Annotated in this window: 13 protein-coding genes; 10 read left to right on the plus strand and 3 right to left on the minus strand. The window is 45.7% G+C overall.

All coding sequences use genetic code 11. The annotated features are described in order from the left end of the window. Window positions 1–16: 16 nt before the first annotated feature. From MED297_RS10040 to MED297_RS10060, 5 genes are all read left to right on the plus strand, one after another. Window positions 17–217, plus strand: coding sequence for a hypothetical protein (locus MED297_RS10040; protein ID WP_008044580.1), 201 nt, complete (start codon window positions 17–19; stop codon window positions 215–217). Window positions 218–323: 106 nt separating this feature from the next. Then, complete coding sequence (locus tag MED297_RS22070) at window positions 324–674, plus strand: hypothetical protein (protein ID WP_154650901.1); 351 nt, start codon at window positions 324–326, stop codon at window positions 672–674. Window positions 675–813: 139 nt separating this feature from the next. Next, on the plus strand, window positions 814–2,829 hold the full coding sequence (gene prsK / locus MED297_RS10050) for an XrtA/PEP-CTERM system histidine kinase PrsK (RefSeq protein WP_008044582.1): 2,016 nt from the start codon (window positions 814–816) through the stop codon (window positions 2,827–2,829). Between the two features lie 11 nt (window positions 2,830–2,840). Beyond that, on the plus strand, window positions 2,841–4,232 hold the full coding sequence (gene prsR, locus MED297_RS10055) for a PEP-CTERM-box response regulator transcription factor (protein ID WP_008044583.1): 1,392 nt from the start codon (window positions 2,841–2,843) through the stop codon (window positions 4,230–4,232). Then, window positions 4,229–6,838 (plus strand): tetratricopeptide repeat protein, encoded by a 2,610-nt coding sequence (locus tag MED297_RS10060; RefSeq protein ID WP_040556957.1) that lies wholly within the window; start codon window positions 4,229–4,231, stop codon window positions 6,836–6,838. Before prsR ends, MED297_RS10060 begins: the two co-directional genes overlap by 4 nt. 12 nt (window positions 6,839–6,850) lie before the next feature. On the opposite strand, the gene MED297_RS10065 is transcribed toward MED297_RS10060, so the two are convergent. After that, the gene (locus MED297_RS10065) at window positions 6,851–7,975 is read right to left on the minus strand and encodes a DegT/DnrJ/EryC1/StrS family aminotransferase (RefSeq protein ID WP_008044585.1); all 1,125 of its coding nucleotides are present in this window, start codon (window positions 7,973–7,975) and stop codon (window positions 6,851–6,853) included. Further along, a complete protein-coding gene (locus MED297_RS10070; RefSeq protein WP_008044587.1) occupies window positions 7,972–9,111 on the minus strand; it encodes a glycosyltransferase family 2 protein in 1,140 nt (379 codons plus the stop codon). Before MED297_RS10070 ends, MED297_RS10065 begins: the two co-directional genes overlap by 4 nt. Window positions 9,112–9,215: 104 nt before the next feature. Here MED297_RS10070 and MED297_RS10075 point away from each other — a divergent pair, with 104 nt between their 5' ends. Genes MED297_RS10075 through MED297_RS10085 form a run of 3 tightly spaced genes read left to right on the plus strand, consistent with a single transcriptional unit; the run spans window position 9,216 to window position 12,406 of the window. Then, on the plus strand, window positions 9,216–10,310 hold the full coding sequence (locus tag MED297_RS10075) for a glycosyltransferase (RefSeq protein WP_008044588.1): 1,095 nt from the start codon (window positions 9,216–9,218) through the stop codon (window positions 10,308–10,310). Beyond that, a complete protein-coding gene (locus MED297_RS10080; protein WP_008044589.1) occupies window positions 10,307–11,488 on the plus strand; it encodes a glycosyltransferase family 4 protein in 1,182 nt (393 codons plus the stop codon). Before MED297_RS10075 ends, MED297_RS10080 begins: the two co-directional genes overlap by 4 nt. Window positions 11,489–11,527: 39 nt before the next feature. Then, the gene (locus MED297_RS10085) at window positions 11,528–12,406 is read left to right on the plus strand and encodes a hypothetical protein (protein ID WP_008044590.1); all 879 of its coding nucleotides are present in this window, start codon (window positions 11,528–11,530) and stop codon (window positions 12,404–12,406) included. 77 nt (window positions 12,407–12,483) lie between these two features. On the opposite strand, the gene MED297_RS10090 is transcribed toward MED297_RS10085, so the two are convergent. After that, the gene (locus MED297_RS10090; RefSeq protein ID WP_040556959.1) at window positions 12,484–13,992 is read right to left on the minus strand and encodes a right-handed parallel beta-helix repeat-containing protein; all 1,509 of its coding nucleotides are present in this window, start codon (window positions 13,990–13,992) and stop codon (window positions 12,484–12,486) included. Between the two features lie 572 nt (window positions 13,993–14,564). Between MED297_RS10090 and MED297_RS10095 the strand changes: the two genes are divergently transcribed. Next, entirely contained in the window at window positions 14,565–16,364 is a 1,800-nt protein-coding gene (locus MED297_RS10095; protein ID WP_008044592.1) for an ABC transporter ATP-binding protein, read from the plus strand. Window positions 16,365–16,394: 30 nt separating this feature from the next. Next, a complete protein-coding gene (locus MED297_RS10100) occupies window positions 16,395–17,813 on the plus strand; it encodes a glycosyltransferase (RefSeq protein ID WP_008044593.1) in 1,419 nt (472 codons plus the stop codon). Window positions 17,814–17,815 lie beyond the last annotated feature (2 nt).

The following is a 17,815-nucleotide window of genomic DNA, read 5'->3' on the forward strand; positions in this document are numbered from 1 at the left end:
CGTTAATGGAACCGCAATGCCGCAAGAACAAATTGCCGGTTACGAACTTCGTTTCCGAAACGAACTGACGACTGCTTATCAATCCATCATTCTGTCGCCCACAACCACGCAGTATCTGTTAGAGGATCAACCCACAAGCGACCAGCTGTCTATTGAAGTTGCAGTATTCGATCAGGAAGGCGTTTACAGCAGCTTTATTCCGGCGGCCATAAACTGAAGAATGAACAAAAACAAAACTTGATCACATTTTAATTAAGAATCAGAAGCATTCATGGCATCATCCCCCTAAACTGGCCGCTAATAAGTTTTGTGTATCCCGTCACATGCCATACCCTTTTAATCGCTCAATCATCGCAACGTTAGCAGCAGTGCTTTTGGTAAGCTCGTGCGAACTAACGCCGTTCGAGACGCTTCGCAAGGGAAACATTGCTCTTTACTGGACAGTGCCCTCCAGTCGGTTGAATGGCGACACACTCGCTATGGATGATATTGGCGGATACATCATTCGGATTTCCAATCGACGTTACGCTTTTTTTGAAACCTATCGAATCAGCGATCCGAGACTTGAACAACTCCAGATTAACGATGTTCCAATCAACGGTAGCGAACTTGAGATTGCAACCTACGACACATCAGGAAGGCAAAGTCCATTTATCCGGGTCGATCTGCCTTAAAACTCAGGTTTGTTAAAAAAACCGTCACCTTGTGTAGGATTCGATTGTTATCTGCCCTACCTGCCCGCTATACTACTACCGTTTCTCGCTCATGGATGAACCCGACGATAGACCTCTGTCGACGGGAAGAGATTAGGCAATGGATTACCTGACCGTCGCACTTGCGGCAAATTTGACATCATTGGTCGCCACTGGCTGCTTACTTGCGCTTTTGGCATTCCAAAGCATCGCTCAGTCCTGGAAACGGATTGTTTTAGTCGGTGTCACCGGACAATTTATCTGGGCACTTTCGACACTTTTAAGTTATTCCACCCAAATCGACCCGACTCTGCACCTGTACTCAGAGGTTTTACGATTTTCTCTTTGGCTGTTTTGCCTGTTCCTCTTATTAACTAAGCGAATATCACTCCCATCATGGCCGCTTAGCATGAAGCTGGCGGCGTCAACAGCCACCTTACTGATCCCCTTTAGCCTGGTGGTTATCCACAGCGCACAATCCTCGGTGTTATTGATTCGGTTTGGATTTGTGTTACTGGCCTGTGCGGCACTGATTTTTACCGAACAAGTAGTCCGGAACCTCAACACCCATAGAATGCTTAAACTTCTTGGACTCTGCTTGGCATTCCTCTTTGTTTACGACGTCTTGGCCTTTGGCCTGGATATTTCACTGACCAGCGTTTCTTCCCTTTTTATTCAAGGTCGATCCGCCTTGGCTTTTACCATTGCCATCGCATTAGCCATGGGTGCTCTGGTTTTCAATGATAAGAGTGATGCCGTCGCAATCTTTAGTGTTTCACGACCGGCTGCATTCTTTTCAACAGCGATTGTCTTTTCTGTCGTCTTGCTGGTATTGCTGTCGCTAGCCAATCTTTTTATTAAAAACCAGGGGTTTCTAGGGTCCTACTTATTTGCTTTAGCGCTCGCTGCAGCCTTATTTGTTTTTTTTGCGCTACTGGTCTCGAAGACGCTTCGGCAGCATGCTGAAGTATTCTTAAGTAAACATTTTTTCAGCTTGAAATATGACTACCGTCAAGAATGGTTGAACGCATTACGCAAGCTATCTGAGCTCCAGTCGGCTCAGACCAATTACTATGACCAAATTCTAAAAATTCTTAAAGATGCCATGCGTGCTCCCGCAGGCAGCCTTTGGCTTAAACAAGGTTCGGAGCTTCGCATGGTCGCAGGAGACCGACCTAACGATGACAATGCTTCTGCCGTGCAAATCAACGAGCCGTTCATTCGTAAAATGGTAAAATCATCCTGGATCTATGTTCCAAACTCACCATCGACCAGCCTTGCAGAAAACAATGAGCTACTGCCCGCCTGGGCGAAGACAGACACTTCGATCTGGCTTATTTCTCCACTCATTATTCAGATGAAGTTCATCGGTTTTGTCATATTGAACCGCCCAAGAGTGCATACCGATGTCACTTTTGAAGATCGTGACTTGATGACCAACCTGTCAACTCAAATCGCCAGCCATATCCTTTTGCAACAGCAGGAAAGGGTAATCAGTGATTCGAAACAGCTGGAAACTTACAACCGCTTATCAGCCTTTGTCATGCATGACATTAACAACGTTATCGCTCAGCTGTCACTCATTGGAAAGAATGCCGATCGTCATAAATCAAACCCCGCTTTCATTGACGATATGATCAAAACCGTAGGGAATGCGACTCAACGGATGCAGTCTTTAGTGCAAAAATTTAATCCGGGTTCTAAAGAAAAGCGCGAGACGATATTGGTTAGCCAATTAATATCCGAATTGGAAAAAACCTTAGGAGATACGCGCCCTTCCCTGATCGTAGAAATTACCGATGACTTTTCTATAGAGGCGGACAAACAACGCCTGGCACTGGCCATTAAGAACTTAGTCCGCAATGCACAAGAAGTTAGCCCAAATGAAGGATCGGTCATCCTAAGTGCGAAACAAACGGCCTATGGCCCATCGATCACTATCAGCGACGACGGACCGGGTATGACCCAACAGTTCATTAGCGAAGAGCTGTTCCGGCCATTCTCTACAACAAAAGAAGAATCTGGTATCGGCATTGGTGCCTACCTGACTAAATCCTATCTCGAACATCTTGGTGCGGCCTTAAATGTCGTCAGTCATATTGGTAAAGGCAGCAAATTCGAGATTCTGTTTCCATAAGGGAGTATGAAATGGACGATATGGAAAAAACGTTACTGATCATTGAAGATGACGAAGGGCTCCAAAGTCAGCTTAAATGGCATTTTGATGATTTCGATACCACCATCATAACCGCAGGAACACGGCAGGAAGCATTGACCGCCGTAAAAAACTACCAACCTACGGTAGTTCTTCAGGATCTTGGTTTACCTCCCGATGATGAGGGCGTTGATGAAGGATTTCGATGCATCCAGGACATACTTAAAGTCGCACCAGACAGTAAAATTGTTGTTTTAACCGGGAAAAACGATCACAAAAACGCTTTAAAATCGATTCAGTATGGTGCCTATGATTTTTATTTTAAGCCGGTTGATACAGATAAACTTGACCATGTCGTTGATCAAGCGTTTCGAATTGCACGATTAGAGCAGGAGAATCGTGAACCTTCAGAACTGGACAACTCCATCAACGGCATCATTACCGCAAACAGCAAAATGAAATCTGTTTGCCGGATGATCGAAAAAATTGCACACACCAACGTCACAGCGACACTCATCGGCGAAAGCGGTACAGGCAAAGAGCTGCTGGCACGGTCAATCCACCGCCTGAGTGAACAGGCACAACAGCCGTTTATTGCAATTAACTGCGCAGCCGTACCTGAAAACCTCATGGAAAGTGAGTTATTCGGTTATGAAAAAGGCGCTTTTACCGGCGCAGCCTCCACTACCGTTGGTAAAGTGGAACAGGCGAATGGAGGAACCCTGTTTCTGGATGAAATAGGAGACATGCCGTTACCGTTACAAGCAAAACTTCTTCGTTTTCTTCAGGAGCGTACGATTGAACGAGTCGGTGGCCGAAAAGAAATCGCAGTTAATCTGCGTGTTATCTGTGCGACTAATAAAAATCTGGATGAGATGGTAAAAGACGGTTCTTTCCGTGAGGATCTTTATTATCGAATTTGTGAAATCGTAGTCGATATCCCTGCCTTGCGTGAACGCGGAACCGACAGTCTGCTGATTGCCAAGCACATGTTAAGCCGCTACTCGAAGAGTATGGGTACCCGAAACATGAGCTTTTCAGATCAGGCTTTGAACGCTATCGAAGCCTACTCCTGGCCTGGAAACATCCGTGAGGTTGAAAACAAAGTCAAACGCGCCGTCGTATTGGCCGATGGTGCCAATATTGGCGTGGAAGACCTGGGCATTCCACAGTCTGAAGACATCACGTCAACAATCAATTTAAAAGAAGCCAGAAGAACTGCTGAAATCGAAGCGATTTCATCTGCTTTGCACATGACAGATCAGAATATTTCAGCGGCGGCCAAATTACTCGGAGTAACGCGACCAACACTCTATGACATGCTGAAAAAATATAATCTTTCGGCAGGGAACGGAAGCAATATTGCAGGAGAAAGTAAGTCATGATTACGCCGAAACCATGGATCGCAGCGACTCTTCTCATTTCACTATTAATGGGGTGCTCGAGTGATAATGCATCGATCGAGGCGCAGGATCACTTAGATCGCAGTTTGGCCTATCAGCAACAGGGGCAGTTTCGTGCAGCCATGATCGAAGCTCGAAATGCGCTTCAGGTCGACCCCGCTGATGACGCTAACCTATTGCACTACGCAAACTTACTGCAAGAAGTCGGTTCATCCAGCCAGGCAGAACAATTGTTGGAAAAACGATCTAATTCAAACAACCCTGAACTTTTACTGACGCTTGCCGAAGTAATGCTGGATCAGGGCAAATACATATCTGCGGGCGAAGTGCTCAGTAATCTGGATGAAAAGGAGTTATCAAACGATACTGAGTACCAACGGCTGCAAGCTATTCAAAGCTACCTGTCTGGCCAACACCAGGAAGCATTAGAGATCTATGCCGACTTGCTGGATACTCACCCCGATGATCCACAGCTGGTTGGCGACTACATCGAGCTGCTTCTGCAAAGTAATCAACTGACAACGGCTAGGACTGCGATCAGTTCAGCACTCGGGAAATTTTCAGATAACCCAGAATTTCTTTACCAAAGCGCGTTGCTCGCTTACCGTCAGAATGATTTAAATACCGCCGAAGTGCAGTTAACTGAAGCGCTTTTCAATCTCCCAGAAACGGACATCATGTTACCCGGTCGGATCAACACCCTTGAGTTGTTAGCCGATACACTCACACGCCAGGGCAAACCAGATGAAGCGCTGATATACAGCCGTGCAATTCGGGACGCCAATCCCGAGGCGTACGCTGCCCGACAGCAGTACTTGGATGCGCTGAATGCCGCCAGCCTGGGAGATTTGGCGACAGCACGTTCCACCTTCGAAGATATCCTGAACCAGTTCCCCAACAACCGTCAGGCTGCGCTCTTACTCGGGTTACTCCGGCTGGAAGAAGGGAATATCGACGAAGGGGAAGCTTTGCTCAGTCAAAACATTGAAGCCGAAACAGCGCCGGTTAACATTATTCGCGCCACGGCATTAGCACAGGCAGAACAAGGCAAGCCTAAACAAGCCCTTGCGGTCTTAGAAAAAGCCCTTCTTGCTCGTCCCGATGATCCAACTCTGCTTTCGCTCTATGGTGTCATCGCCTTAAGCCAGGGAGAGGAACAAGCCGGCATTCGCAGCATTACCAAAGCGCTCACACTCAGTCCGCAACAAACCCGACTGCACTTACTGCTGGCTCAGCACTATGAGGAGACAGATCAGATTGATCTGGCACTGGGTCACTACCGTTCAGCTTTCGAGAAGAATCCAGCAGACTGGCCCACTACCGGCGCCTATTTGGTTCTGCTCACCAATGCAGACTCGACCGACACCAGCGGTGTTATGGATACTCTGGCTACTCAATACAGCGACCAAGTAGACGCACTCTGGCTCATGGCCATGACTCATTACCGTCAAGGTAATCTGGACCAGGCGCAATCCCGACTTAACCAACTACTTGAAATTGACCCACATCGAACCGATGCGTTAATTGCCAAGGCCCGACTGTTATCGCAAGAAGGTAATGCAAGAGCCGCCGTACCTTATTGGTTGTCAGTACTCAATGTAAACCCAGAGAATCGGACTGCACTCAACGAACTAGTTCGCATTCAATCCCGTCAACTCAGCTCTCAAGAGCTGATCAATTGGTTGGTAGCACAACAACAATCCTATCCACAGGCCGCGATAGCCTTACGCTCGGTCTCTGTAGAACTGGCCGTAAATGAAGGCCGCCTGGATCAAGCCAAGCAGATTGCGCAACCAGATCTTCATTCCGAAGATCCATACGCCAGGCGCATCCGTGCCAACCTGCTGCGAGGAGAAGCCATCGTGGCAGCCAACGACCTGCAATGGACGATTGCTATTCAAAAAACGAATGAAGCGTTGGCCATCCTGCCCGACAATACCGGACTGCTAACATTAGCGAGTCGTCTCTATCAACAAACGGGTGATTCGGAAAAGGCGATAACCCTGCTTGACCGGGGCATTGCCTATGCTCCTGACAACTTACGTTTGATAATGGAGAAAACCGAGCTACTCCAGCGGGGTTCTCCAGCATCGGCACTCAGTTATTTGCAACCGCACTGGGAGAAAAACCCTAGCGAGCAACTCGCAGTTCAATACTTTCCACTGCTTTCCCAGCTGCGACCTGAAGACATGCCTGCAGCGGCGAACCTTTTGCTGGACAATCAACCCAACAGTGTCAGCGCGCACATGGTTCTAGCCAGTCATTCTCTGAATAATGGCGATCACGACGTCGCGGTCAATCATTATGAAACCGCACTGACTTTCTCACCCGAATTAGTACCTGCATTAAACAATCTGGCCTGGCTGAAACGAGATGCAGATCCAGAACGCGCGTTGAGCCTGGCTAAAAAGGCCGCGAACTTAGCGCCGGAATCTGCTTCTGTGCTGGACACCTATGGATGGTTGCTGCATCTGAACGGTGAAAGTGAACAGGCCATATCGGTCTTGGATCGAGCATTGGCTCTGGAGCCTGACAATGCCGATATTCGTACGCACCGGGAACAAATCGAACTATCGACTCAAGGATAACAAAGCCGAAACTCAGCCCATCAAATCTAAAAGCTGATCACAAATTTGATGGGCATGCTCGGGTTTCATACGCGGGTGAGTCGGGAGAGTAAGGAATCGTTGCGCAAAATCTTTTGCGTTTGGCGTACTGGCAGCAAGCATACTGGGTTGTGGCAGGCCATCAATATCAAGAAGCGCTTTGGCGTAGAAGCAACTGCTCCCTAATCCGCTCGACTGCAACCGGCGATGGGCTTCATCTCGAGCGCGCCTATTTGCAAATAAAAGTGGAAAGCGTAACAGCCGCTCGTCCTGTTGCGCCAGTCGATGGCTAAGCAGGCTTCCACTTAATCGACGACGATAGATAGCTTCAACTTCACGAGACAGGCCTGAGTATTGTTGCAGGTTTGCGGATAAATAAGGTTTCTTGAACGCTGGGAACGACGCCAGCTCAGTTAAAACATGATACTCCGTTCGACCTAATCCAAGAAAAGGCAGCATTTCTAACCAGCGATAGACAGCCGGCAAAGTAAGCACATTTAATAACCGACCTTTGATTTGCCAGATCAGCGCCTCTGTCAACACGGCTTGCTCAGCTGGCTCAGGAACAGCCCACTCACGGCAACAAAGTGCTAAGCCTCCTCCAAGTAGGTTCAGTGCTTTACCACGACCAAATGAAAAAGTCGCATAATCACCTTGCATTGAGTATTCGCTGGGGTTCATAGGGAACCATTGAGCATTGTCTTCAATGATCGGTACTCCGTATGGCTCTACCAGAGACCTCAGCACATTGATGGGCTCAGGCATCCCCAAAAAGTTAATCGCGATGACAGCCACGGTTTGAGAGCTGAGTGCCGAGGTTAAATCTTGTTTCGCATAGCAGGTATCGTCATATGCCAAGTCCACAGGCCGGGCCTTAAAACCAGCATAGTTAACTGCGGAAACCAGGTCAGGACAACAATACCCCGGAATAATGACTTCTTTCTTATTGGGATCGGCCGATTTATTTTGAATATCCAGAAGCGCTAACGCCAGGGCCGAAGTACCTGAGCTGACCCATCGCTGATTTAAACCCTGGAACAACTCATCTACCGCACTAACCTCTGGATTCCGGCGAAAAGAAATCGGTTGACCTACCGGTGGGTAACTCCGTATCTTCATCGTGCCGACGGCTTCCAGGTGGTCATCTTTTTACCGGTAAAGAACTTAATCGCGGAATCCATCAAAGCAATATTGACCTGCACGAAGAAGTAAATAAGTTTGGCTATTGGGTTTGATCTCACACCCGAATGAAAATGTGCAGCAATCGCAGTACCATAAAATGCCACTTGAAGAACAAACGCTAACGAGTAAACCCAGCCTTGCCCTAAAAGGAGCCAGGTCACCAGCAGTAACAATGCCAGAAACCAGGGCACTCCCCAGCGCATTAACTTGTGACTGAAGACCTGAAAAGAAAACAGGCCCAAACGAGAAACATTGAGTACCTCTGGATGCCTGGCTAACCCGGTCATACCACGCAGAACAGTACGAACTTTCCGGGCATATTCTTTAGACGGGTCTTTGAGATCCTGATAAAAGCCCAGTACATCGGGCGCTGAGACCGAGCGAAAGCCTGCTTTAGCACAGTTTAACGCCGTATTAAAATCGGACGGCGAATAGATATCCCAATCTCTGCAAATTTCTTTGCGCGTTGCAAAAAAAGAACCACTCAGCCCGACCAGTCCACCCAGCCGACTTTCCTGTTTGCGCAACCACATTTCATACTTTACGTAAGCTCCTTCCCCCGCAACCGAACCATCTTGGCTGATAAAACGGTCTTCACTGGACACTGCACCGACTTCCGGATCGTCGAAATGCTTCTCGAGTTTTGAAAGTGCATCGGGCTCCATAATGGTCGCCACGTCGGAAAACACCAAAACATCGCCTTTCGCCGACTTTATCGCCGCCAACTGAGCATTTTCCTTACCCAGCCGTTCTGTAGCCCGGACCAACATAATCCCTTGATCCTGATAGGTTTGAACAATCTCATCGGTACCATCATCACTACTATCGGAAGCAATGATGATTTCAAGGCGCTCACGGTCAAAATCCAATGACAATAGGTTCTGTAATTTTTCCTCAATTCGGTGCTTTTCGTTGTAAACGGTAACAATTAAGCTGTAGGTTCGGGTCGAGTCTTGTTGAAAAGCCGTGCTTACGTGACGACGTTGGCGAGATAATACTTGTAGAATAATAGGATAGATAAAATAACTATAAATCGAGGCTATCGCAAATAACCAGAATAATAAGACCAACATCACTCAACTCCTTTTGAATGCAGCAACGGGATTAACTGGGGGCTATGAAATCATCAGCTAATTAATGCATAATGGAATTATAGCGAAACACGGATGTTGTTTACATGACTATTTCCCAGACCACGGAGCGGCTGAGGGTTCTACATGTCATTTCAGGTGATCTTTGGGCCGGTGCTGAAGTTCAAGCCTATACCCTAATTAGTTATTTACAACCGTTCTGCGACCTTCAAGTGGTTGTTCTTAACGAAGGCAAGCTTTCCGAGTCCCTGCGAGACCGGGGCATCAATGTTCTTGTTTTCGATGAATCTGCAAGCTCAAGCCTGTCCATACTGTTCAAGCTGCGTCGTTCTATGCTGGCCTTTAAACCAGATATTGTTCACACTCACAGAGAAAAAGAAAATGTTCTAGGGGCTATTGCAAACTTACTTGCGACCAGAGCAAAGAGCATTCGTACAGTTCATGGTGATATAGAAGTTAGCGCGAACTGGAAAACAATGCTGCAACAAAAAATTGATCAATTTGTCGGAAATCACCTACAGAACGCACTTATCTCGGTAACTCACGATCTGAAATCTAAACTGGAAAAAGACTACCAGGCCGAAAACATACACGTCATTCACAATGGCATAAGTCTAGAGTCTTCTTCTCAAGGTAATGCTTTTGCTGACTTCAAACGTCTAGCACCAGATACGAAACATATCGGCATTATTGGCCGACTTGTGCCTGTCAAGCGGATCGATATATTTCTCCAGATAGCCTCCCTTTTATCTAACGAGAACATTCAGTTCCACATCATCGGCGACGGCCCTTTGTCAGGATCACTGCAAGAACTCACCAAAAATCTAAACCTCGAAGACTGCGTAACCTTTCATGGGTTCCGGGGTGATGTCCCAACCTGCATTAGATCACTGGATGCCGTCATTATTTGCAGTGACCACGAGGGTCTACCGATGACAGCGTTGGAAACCATTGCCTCAGGAAACACGCTCATCGCCCACGCGATTGGAGGACTCGTAGAACTCACCGAATATAGTAATCTGATATTAGTTCAGCAAAACAGTGCCGAAGCATATGCGCAAGCTATTCGGAGTACGCTATCAAGTTCAATGCCTACGCCAAAAAAACACTTTAAACATACTAGCGAACGCAACGGCGAAGAAACATTACTTCTATACCAGGAGCTGGCTATAACACCATGAAAAATAATGCCATATTGATAATGCTGCACTGCGAACAAGATACCGGCTATGCCATAGCATCTCTTGAACGGGTGTTCGAGAAAAGTGCACTAGCAGCGGGCTTTAACATAGAAGATATATATTGGTCATTTTCCAAGGTTCACAAACCTGGTTCAAATGTGTTTGAGTTAAAATATGACTCAATCGAAGACTCCCATCGCTTTGAAAAACTCCATTCAGAGATTAGGTTTACATCAATTTTAGCCTTTGATATGCCCTTCCCAAATCGAATCGCTAAAAAAGCTAGATGCTTGGGAATCCACGCCGTAATTTCATATTGGGGTGCCAGTATGAGCTCCATCAATAAGGGCGCTAAGCTTTTCTTGAAACGTCTGGAATGGAAAATCCATGAGCGCTATGCCCCTATCCATTTTGTGTTTGAATCCCAAGCCATGCGCGAAACGGCGACCTTGGGCAGAGGGATACCTGAAAAAAGAACAAGCGTGGTACCTTTGGGAGTTGATATCGAACGTTTCTACCCAAAAGACCATGACCTTTATGCGCATGAGCAGTTCAATATTCCTACAAACAGAAAGATTATTTTCTACTCCGGTCATATGGAAGAAAGAAAGGGTGTTCGAGTCTTAATCGAGGCTATGAAAAATCTCGAATCAAAAAAGAACTTGGAACCATTTCACCTTTTAATATGCGGAAATAAGGGTACCGAAAGCGAAGTTTTTAAACCACTTTATGAAGCGCTCTCTGTAAAAGATCATATTACTTTTGGCGGCTATCGAGAAGATATACCCGAACTAATGAGATCTGCCTTTGTCGGAGCCATTGCTTCAACAGGCTGGGATTCCTTTACTATGTCTAGTGTTGAAATGCTTGCATCAGGCTTGCCTCTCATTGTCTCAGAACTCCAAGGCTTGAAAGAAACCATCGAACCTGGCGTGACAGGCCAATATATTCAACCTGGTAACGCTGAAGAGCTGGCCGAAAAGTTAACTTATTATGTTAGCAATCCTGAAATATATGAAAGACACCGCAAGTCTGCTCGCGATCGAGCTATCAGCTGCTTTTCCAAAGAAAAACAAATCACAACTCTAAGTGATCTGATAAAGTCGTTGTTAAACCAACACAGCACGGTTACTGAGGCTTCTAAACGCACACAGCTATCTCAAGCGGAAGTTGATTAGTAGTGACATTTGACAAAGAAAACGCAATCGGATCTTTGGATGATAAAAAAAAGTATAAAGAAACTTACAAAAAAAGCGGGCATTGAAGTTCGCCGTATTAATAACGCACCCCCTGAAGTGATGTTTTTCGATACAATGAAAGAAGCCTTACTTTATAGTCAGGGAGGAAAACAAGCGGGATTTCAATGTTCGTTTGAAAAAACAACACATCACTCAGCATTGGGGTTTGCCAGCAAAGATTGGCATCCCTTCGTAGAGTCAGCTCGACAACTTAAAGACGCATTCAATACTGAATATGTCGATTCTATTCTGTATCGTTTCTATCAGACCTTTCAACCAAAGAGTGCTTCAGCCGCCATTGCAGGCTTTGAAGATACGCCGAACGAGTTTCAAAACCTATCACCACATTTGTTATTTCTGTCTCCCTGGGTCTCACAGAATGCGGCTGAAGTTGAACTCGACACGCGCTGGTGGAATGAAAAAGACAATGTCGAACATGGCGCCCCGCATCTCAATGTTGATGTCGATGGCTGGGCATATTCCGGCCCAGTCAGCAACGCGAAAGGCGAACTGGAGTTTAAACGACTTAAGTTGCTCCTCAAGTCTTTGCAGGAAAACGGCTATAACTTAAAGTACGGAGGCATAGGAACGACAATATTGAAGCGCGGCTCGGAATATCGCTTTCTTGTCGGAGGTGGCGGTTATCATCGAGCTTCCGCCCTCAAAGCTCTAAACTACGAAAGTTTTCCGGCAACTTTTCATCGAAACTCAATAGTAGACATTGATGACGCTAGTGATTGGCCAAACGTTAAGAATGGGCTCTGGACAGAAAGCAAGGCAAAAGCCTATGTTCATCACTTATTTGATTTCATTAGCAAAGACTGGGCGCTGAACATTGGATTACCTACCCAGCCATAATAATGATTTAAATATTGAGATTTAGGTCTGAATAACCCTGTTATTTATGCCAGATTAAATAACAGGGTATATAATCACTACTCCTCAACCACAGCCCTCACTGGCACAGGACCCTTTGGCTCATTACCTAACTGGTGCCCCATGACTCCAAGGAAATCCTTATACGTTTCAGTCAAGGCACCCTCTCCTGTCAACAAATTGTCTGAGCGATCGCCAACAAGATTGTTCTCAATAACCACGGTATCTGTACTCGAGTCTCCACCTTCAAAAGTGATTTTATCCGGCGAATTACTGTCATTGATAATAATATTGTTTTCTAATACCCAAGGGCCATTCGAGTCCCGAGCGGACTGCATGATCACGTGACCGATAAACGTGTTGCGATTCACGTAGATCGCTCCACCCGGGTCAGAGGACAGCAGTTTCAACGCAACATCATCATCACCTGACATCTCAATGTAATTGTGATTGATTTCGATGTTCCCTGAATATTCATACTCTTGGTTCCAAATCGCACCAAGCCTCGTACTTCCTTTGATTGTATTTCCCCGGATGGTCCAGTTTTGAATATTGGTTTTTGGGCCGATTGGCAGCGGAATATCGGATAGAATTTCATTGTTTGCAACCAAGGTTTTGTGTGAATCGTAGCCTAACAACCAGTACCCACATGACTCATATGCCCGGTTACCTACGACAGCCGTATATTGTCCATTACCGCCATTGAAGAAAACATGAGAGTTATTGCCACCGCCCTGGCAATTGTTCAGCCCGTAAAACAGGTTGTTTCGAATGGTCGTATTGCCCCCATTGGTAATCGACAGCCCAATACCACGCTGATTGCTATTAAAATTGAACTCAAAGCCTTCTATGTACAAGTTCTGGGTTGTGTTCGAAAACAATATATACGCATTGCGCCCTTCGGTATTAAAGTTCAATAAAGGTGTTTCACCTGGGTATGCCATCCATACAATTGGTTTACGGCTACCATACCAAGGCACCCGGCAACCACCGTCAGTATGACAATCCTCAAATCCGGCATCTAGTTTATAGTTTCCTTCACGCCAATATACGAACGAGTTAGGGTAATGAGTATCAAACTTCCCGTCGCCGCCGAAAACATCACGCATTGTTTTCCAAGGGTTGTCCAATGTTCCTGTGCCGCCATTTTCAATAGTTCTACCATTAACCGCGTCAACAAAGAGGAACCCGTCTTTAGTGACTTCAATCTGCCAACTGACCGACACGACAGCTCCTTCAGAGTCCGTCACTTCAACAGTGATATCCTGTGTCCCAGACATGGATACAGGCACCTGCCATTTCACAACTCCGCCAATTCGGGACACCTCCATTGCTGACGGCCCATCAGTAAGGGTGTAAAAGTAGGGGTAGGTACCACCGACAACTGCAACCTGAACGTTGTACTCCAATCCAGGGTAGGCGTGATAATAGCGATTCTTTGCGTTATAGCCGTCAAGCGGCTGGTATATTTCCAGCGGCATGTTCGCGGCATTAGCTGACAGCGCAAACAAAACCGTATAGACGACCAAGGTGGCTATTCTGACGGCCTTGAGCGATAACGTATTCATTTTCAACTTCTCCAAATCATTCACAACAACACAGGTCAGGTAAAATCGAACCCATGTTGGCCTCGTCCTTCTAGACTACGAAAGCGTAGTTGCTTTTTATTGAAATCACTCACAATGCTACAAGAAACTACATTAGAGGTAGCAAAAAGCCAATAGCGACAGAAACTCAGCGCCATTTCCCTTCAAATATTGGGCAGGGTCTCTCTCGTAAGCGTCAAATAAACTCACACACTTCCCACCCCTAGGTTTCATTCATATCCGGTTCTACACTAGCACAACCGCACTCATCCTCAACAACAAGGCAATAAGAACGAAAAGCGGTATTTTCATTGTTCTGGTGTGGTGAAAACGGCATAATACCACCCGGTTCTGAGACAAGCTCAAACTGCGAAATTCCACAAAACATGGACGTTATGTAGAGAATGGACACGAATACCCCACTCCGTCAAAAATTACCTAACGCTGACAACTATCGGTATCGGCACATCCCACTTTAAAACACCGTTAGCCATTGATTTTAAAGAGTCCTAAGGATACATACGACTCTGACTTTAAAGAGCAAGGAGCCATACATGTACATCTTGAAAGTTGTCCGCAGTATTTTCGAACTACTGGATCCCAAAGCCAAGACGCGAGTCCTGATCCTGCAAGTGTTTTTTACTCTGGCTGCATTAGTCCAGGTGACAGGTATCGCCAGCATTGGGCCGTTTATCGCTGTTTTATCCAGCCCTCAGGTTATCCACACAAATGCGTTATTAAACTACTTATATGAACTGGGTCAGTTCGACAACGATGCTCTATTTATCTCAGCGCTTGCGGTTGGCTCTTTACTGATGATCATCGCGTCTAATGCGATCGCCGCACTTAGCCTATGGGTAACATTTCGACTCTCTGTATCATTAGGTGGCTCTCTTCAGAATCAGGCTTATATTGACTTCTTAAACAAAGACTATCTTTTCCACAAGACCACCGACTATAACGTTCCGATAGCGGTTATCACGCAACAGATTCCACGATTTGTCTATATGGTCTTTCAGCCTTTTCTGCTGCTGACCAGTCACGCATTTATAGGGGTACTGATCATAGTAGGATTGGTAATTCTGGACCCTCTGCTAGCATTATTTGCTGCATCAATTCTAGGTGGGGCTTACACACTGATCTATTACGGCCTAAAACCACGATTGAAGCGACATGGAAACTCAATCAGCATTCGAAATACTCGGATTCAATCGATACTGTCAGAATCATTTACAGGCATTAAGGAAATTAAGCTGGGTAGTTTTGAACAGGATTATCAGGATCGATTTTCGAAGATAAACCGCAAAGGGCTGAACTCCCAAGCTTACATATCTTTATCAGCTGAAATGCCACGCTTTTTATTGGAATCCATCTCATTCGGTGCAATTCTAGGGTTGGCTATGGTTTTGTTGTCATCCGATCGGGGGATGGCATCCATCGTACCGATACTTAGTCTCTATGCACTAGCCGGTTACAAGCTATTACCCACTCTGCAGCAAATTTATAAATCTGTATCAAGCCTCAGTGGTCATGGCGAGGTAGCGATTGAACTTGTTAAAGCGCTGGATTTTCAACAATACAAGAGAACGACTACTCCAGCGCAACCGATGGACATTAGCTCCATCGAGTTGGACGGTGTTTCATATCGCTACCCTGACGCCAAATTCTCAGCAGTTAATAGCGTTCACACTGTACTAAATAAAGGAAACATATACTCCTTGACCGGTCATTCAGGGTCAGGAAAGTCGACTTTAGCCGATATTATTCTTGGGTTAATAAAGCCTTCTGAAGGGCATATTAAGATAAACAATCAACCTCTCACTGATGACTCCCTTCAGTCATTTCGTGCGAACGTCAGCTACATCGGGCAAAGTATTTTCTTACTCAATGATACGGTGACCCGAAACGTAGCGTTCGGCATCAAGGATCAAGACATCGATCACGACAAAGTCATTGAAGCACTGAAACTAGCCAATGCATACGATTTTTCCATGGCATTGCCTCAGGGTATTGACACAAAGCTAGGTCAAGACGGGAAAATACTCAGTGGGGGGCAACGTCAGCGTATCGGCATAGCCCGAGCACTCTACAAATCCTGCGACGTGCTGGTACTTGATGAACCAACCAGCGCACTAGACATTGAATCAGAATACCTTCTGCTGCAAACACTAAACAGTCTCAAAGAAGACCTTATAGTGTTACTGATTTCTCATCGCCCAGCATCAATTCGTATGTCAGACATTATTCTGTTCCTCAAGGATGGTCAGATTGCTGATGAAGGCAGTTTTTCTGAACTTAAAGCCCGAAGCAATGAGTTCATTGAGATTATGACCAAGACTGAAACAGTTGCCTAGTTCCTTTAGACTCGATTATATGGACATAAAATGAGTAAACAGAAAGAGTATTCAACGGCAAGGCTTATTAAGTATCTGACTAAGCAAGAAATGGTGGCGATTACCCATACTAAGCTGCGTAAGCCTATTGCCCTAACATTCTACCTTCTATCTAAGTTGTTCTTTTTACTTGGCAGCAAAGAGAAAGGAGTTCAATACGCACTAAAATCACGAAGAGTAGCATCCATAAACAAAAACAATCTTCAGATTGCGGCGTTCATGAGATCGGAATGGATTAAACCTGTTTTATATACATTACTACCCGAGTTACCTTCCGGGATGGACATAACTCGACTGAACGCTCGGATCCTCATCACTGCGATTCCTGAAGTTGAAGAAAATATCGTTAAAAGCAAAGGAATTCTCATAATCAAGTTTTCCGAAACGTTCGGATTTCTTGCTCATTTAGCTGACTTACCGAGATTACAAAAGTACTTCCATGTGGTATTGGAGCCTAGCTGGGTGGGTTATGCTCTGCCTGAAATCTTAATTTGGGCAACAGAAAACACGAGCGAAAAAGTATTTGTTATGTCGGCTTACCATGACGACTTTACCTTTATTAAAAGTCTTAACAGTAACTTGGTTCCTTGTACAATCGGTCCTGCTGATTGGGTTAATCCTACAGTTTTCAAACCCAAAATGGACGCTGACTATAAATATGACGCGGTGTATCTTGCGAACTACGACAACATGAAACGCGTGGATCGCTACTTAAGGGCAGTCGTCAAATTAAGTAAGAAGCACCCCGGTTATAAAGCAGCATTAGTTTGTGCCGGTCATGGAGGAAACAAACAGGATCTTAACAACGCGATAGCCTGGGCAAAGAACAAATCAAACTTATCATTTTTTCCTGGCGTCCCTCAGCATGAGCTCAGCAAAATTGTCGCCCAATCAAAAGTAAACGCCTTGTTCTCCCTTCGAGAGGGCGCCAACAAGGGGCTGGCAGAGGGCTTGTGGTGCAATACACCCGCTTTGTTATTAAAAGACTGTATTTGTGGGAATCACCGTCACATTAATGCCCAAACAGGCCTTTCGGTGAGTGATAGTAGTATCGTTGATGCTTTAGAGAGCTTTTATCTTAATAAAGTTAAAACAGATCCGCGAGCATGGGTTGAAAAAAACATCGCACCTCAAATCTCGACACAACATATCACTGACCTGGTTCAAAAGAGCACTGAAAAACCACTCTTAACACGGGCCTTAGTTAAAACCAACACTCCAGAGCTTAATTATCTCGACTCAAAATGTCAGCCGTTTTTAGGTCTTCGGAAAGCATTTTTAACGGCCTGTGCCAAAACATACAACTCCGAAGAAAAGCTACTAGACGTCATTCATGATCATCACAGACTATTTGCTAGACTGGATGCAGAAGTCTCAGAAACTACCTCTCTCCAGAAGCAGGCACGATAACA

This window comes from Reinekea blandensis MED297, from assembly GCF_000153185.1.
In the GTDB taxonomy this organism is placed as follows: domain Bacteria; phylum Pseudomonadota; class Gammaproteobacteria; order Pseudomonadales; family Natronospirillaceae; genus Reinekea; species Reinekea blandensis.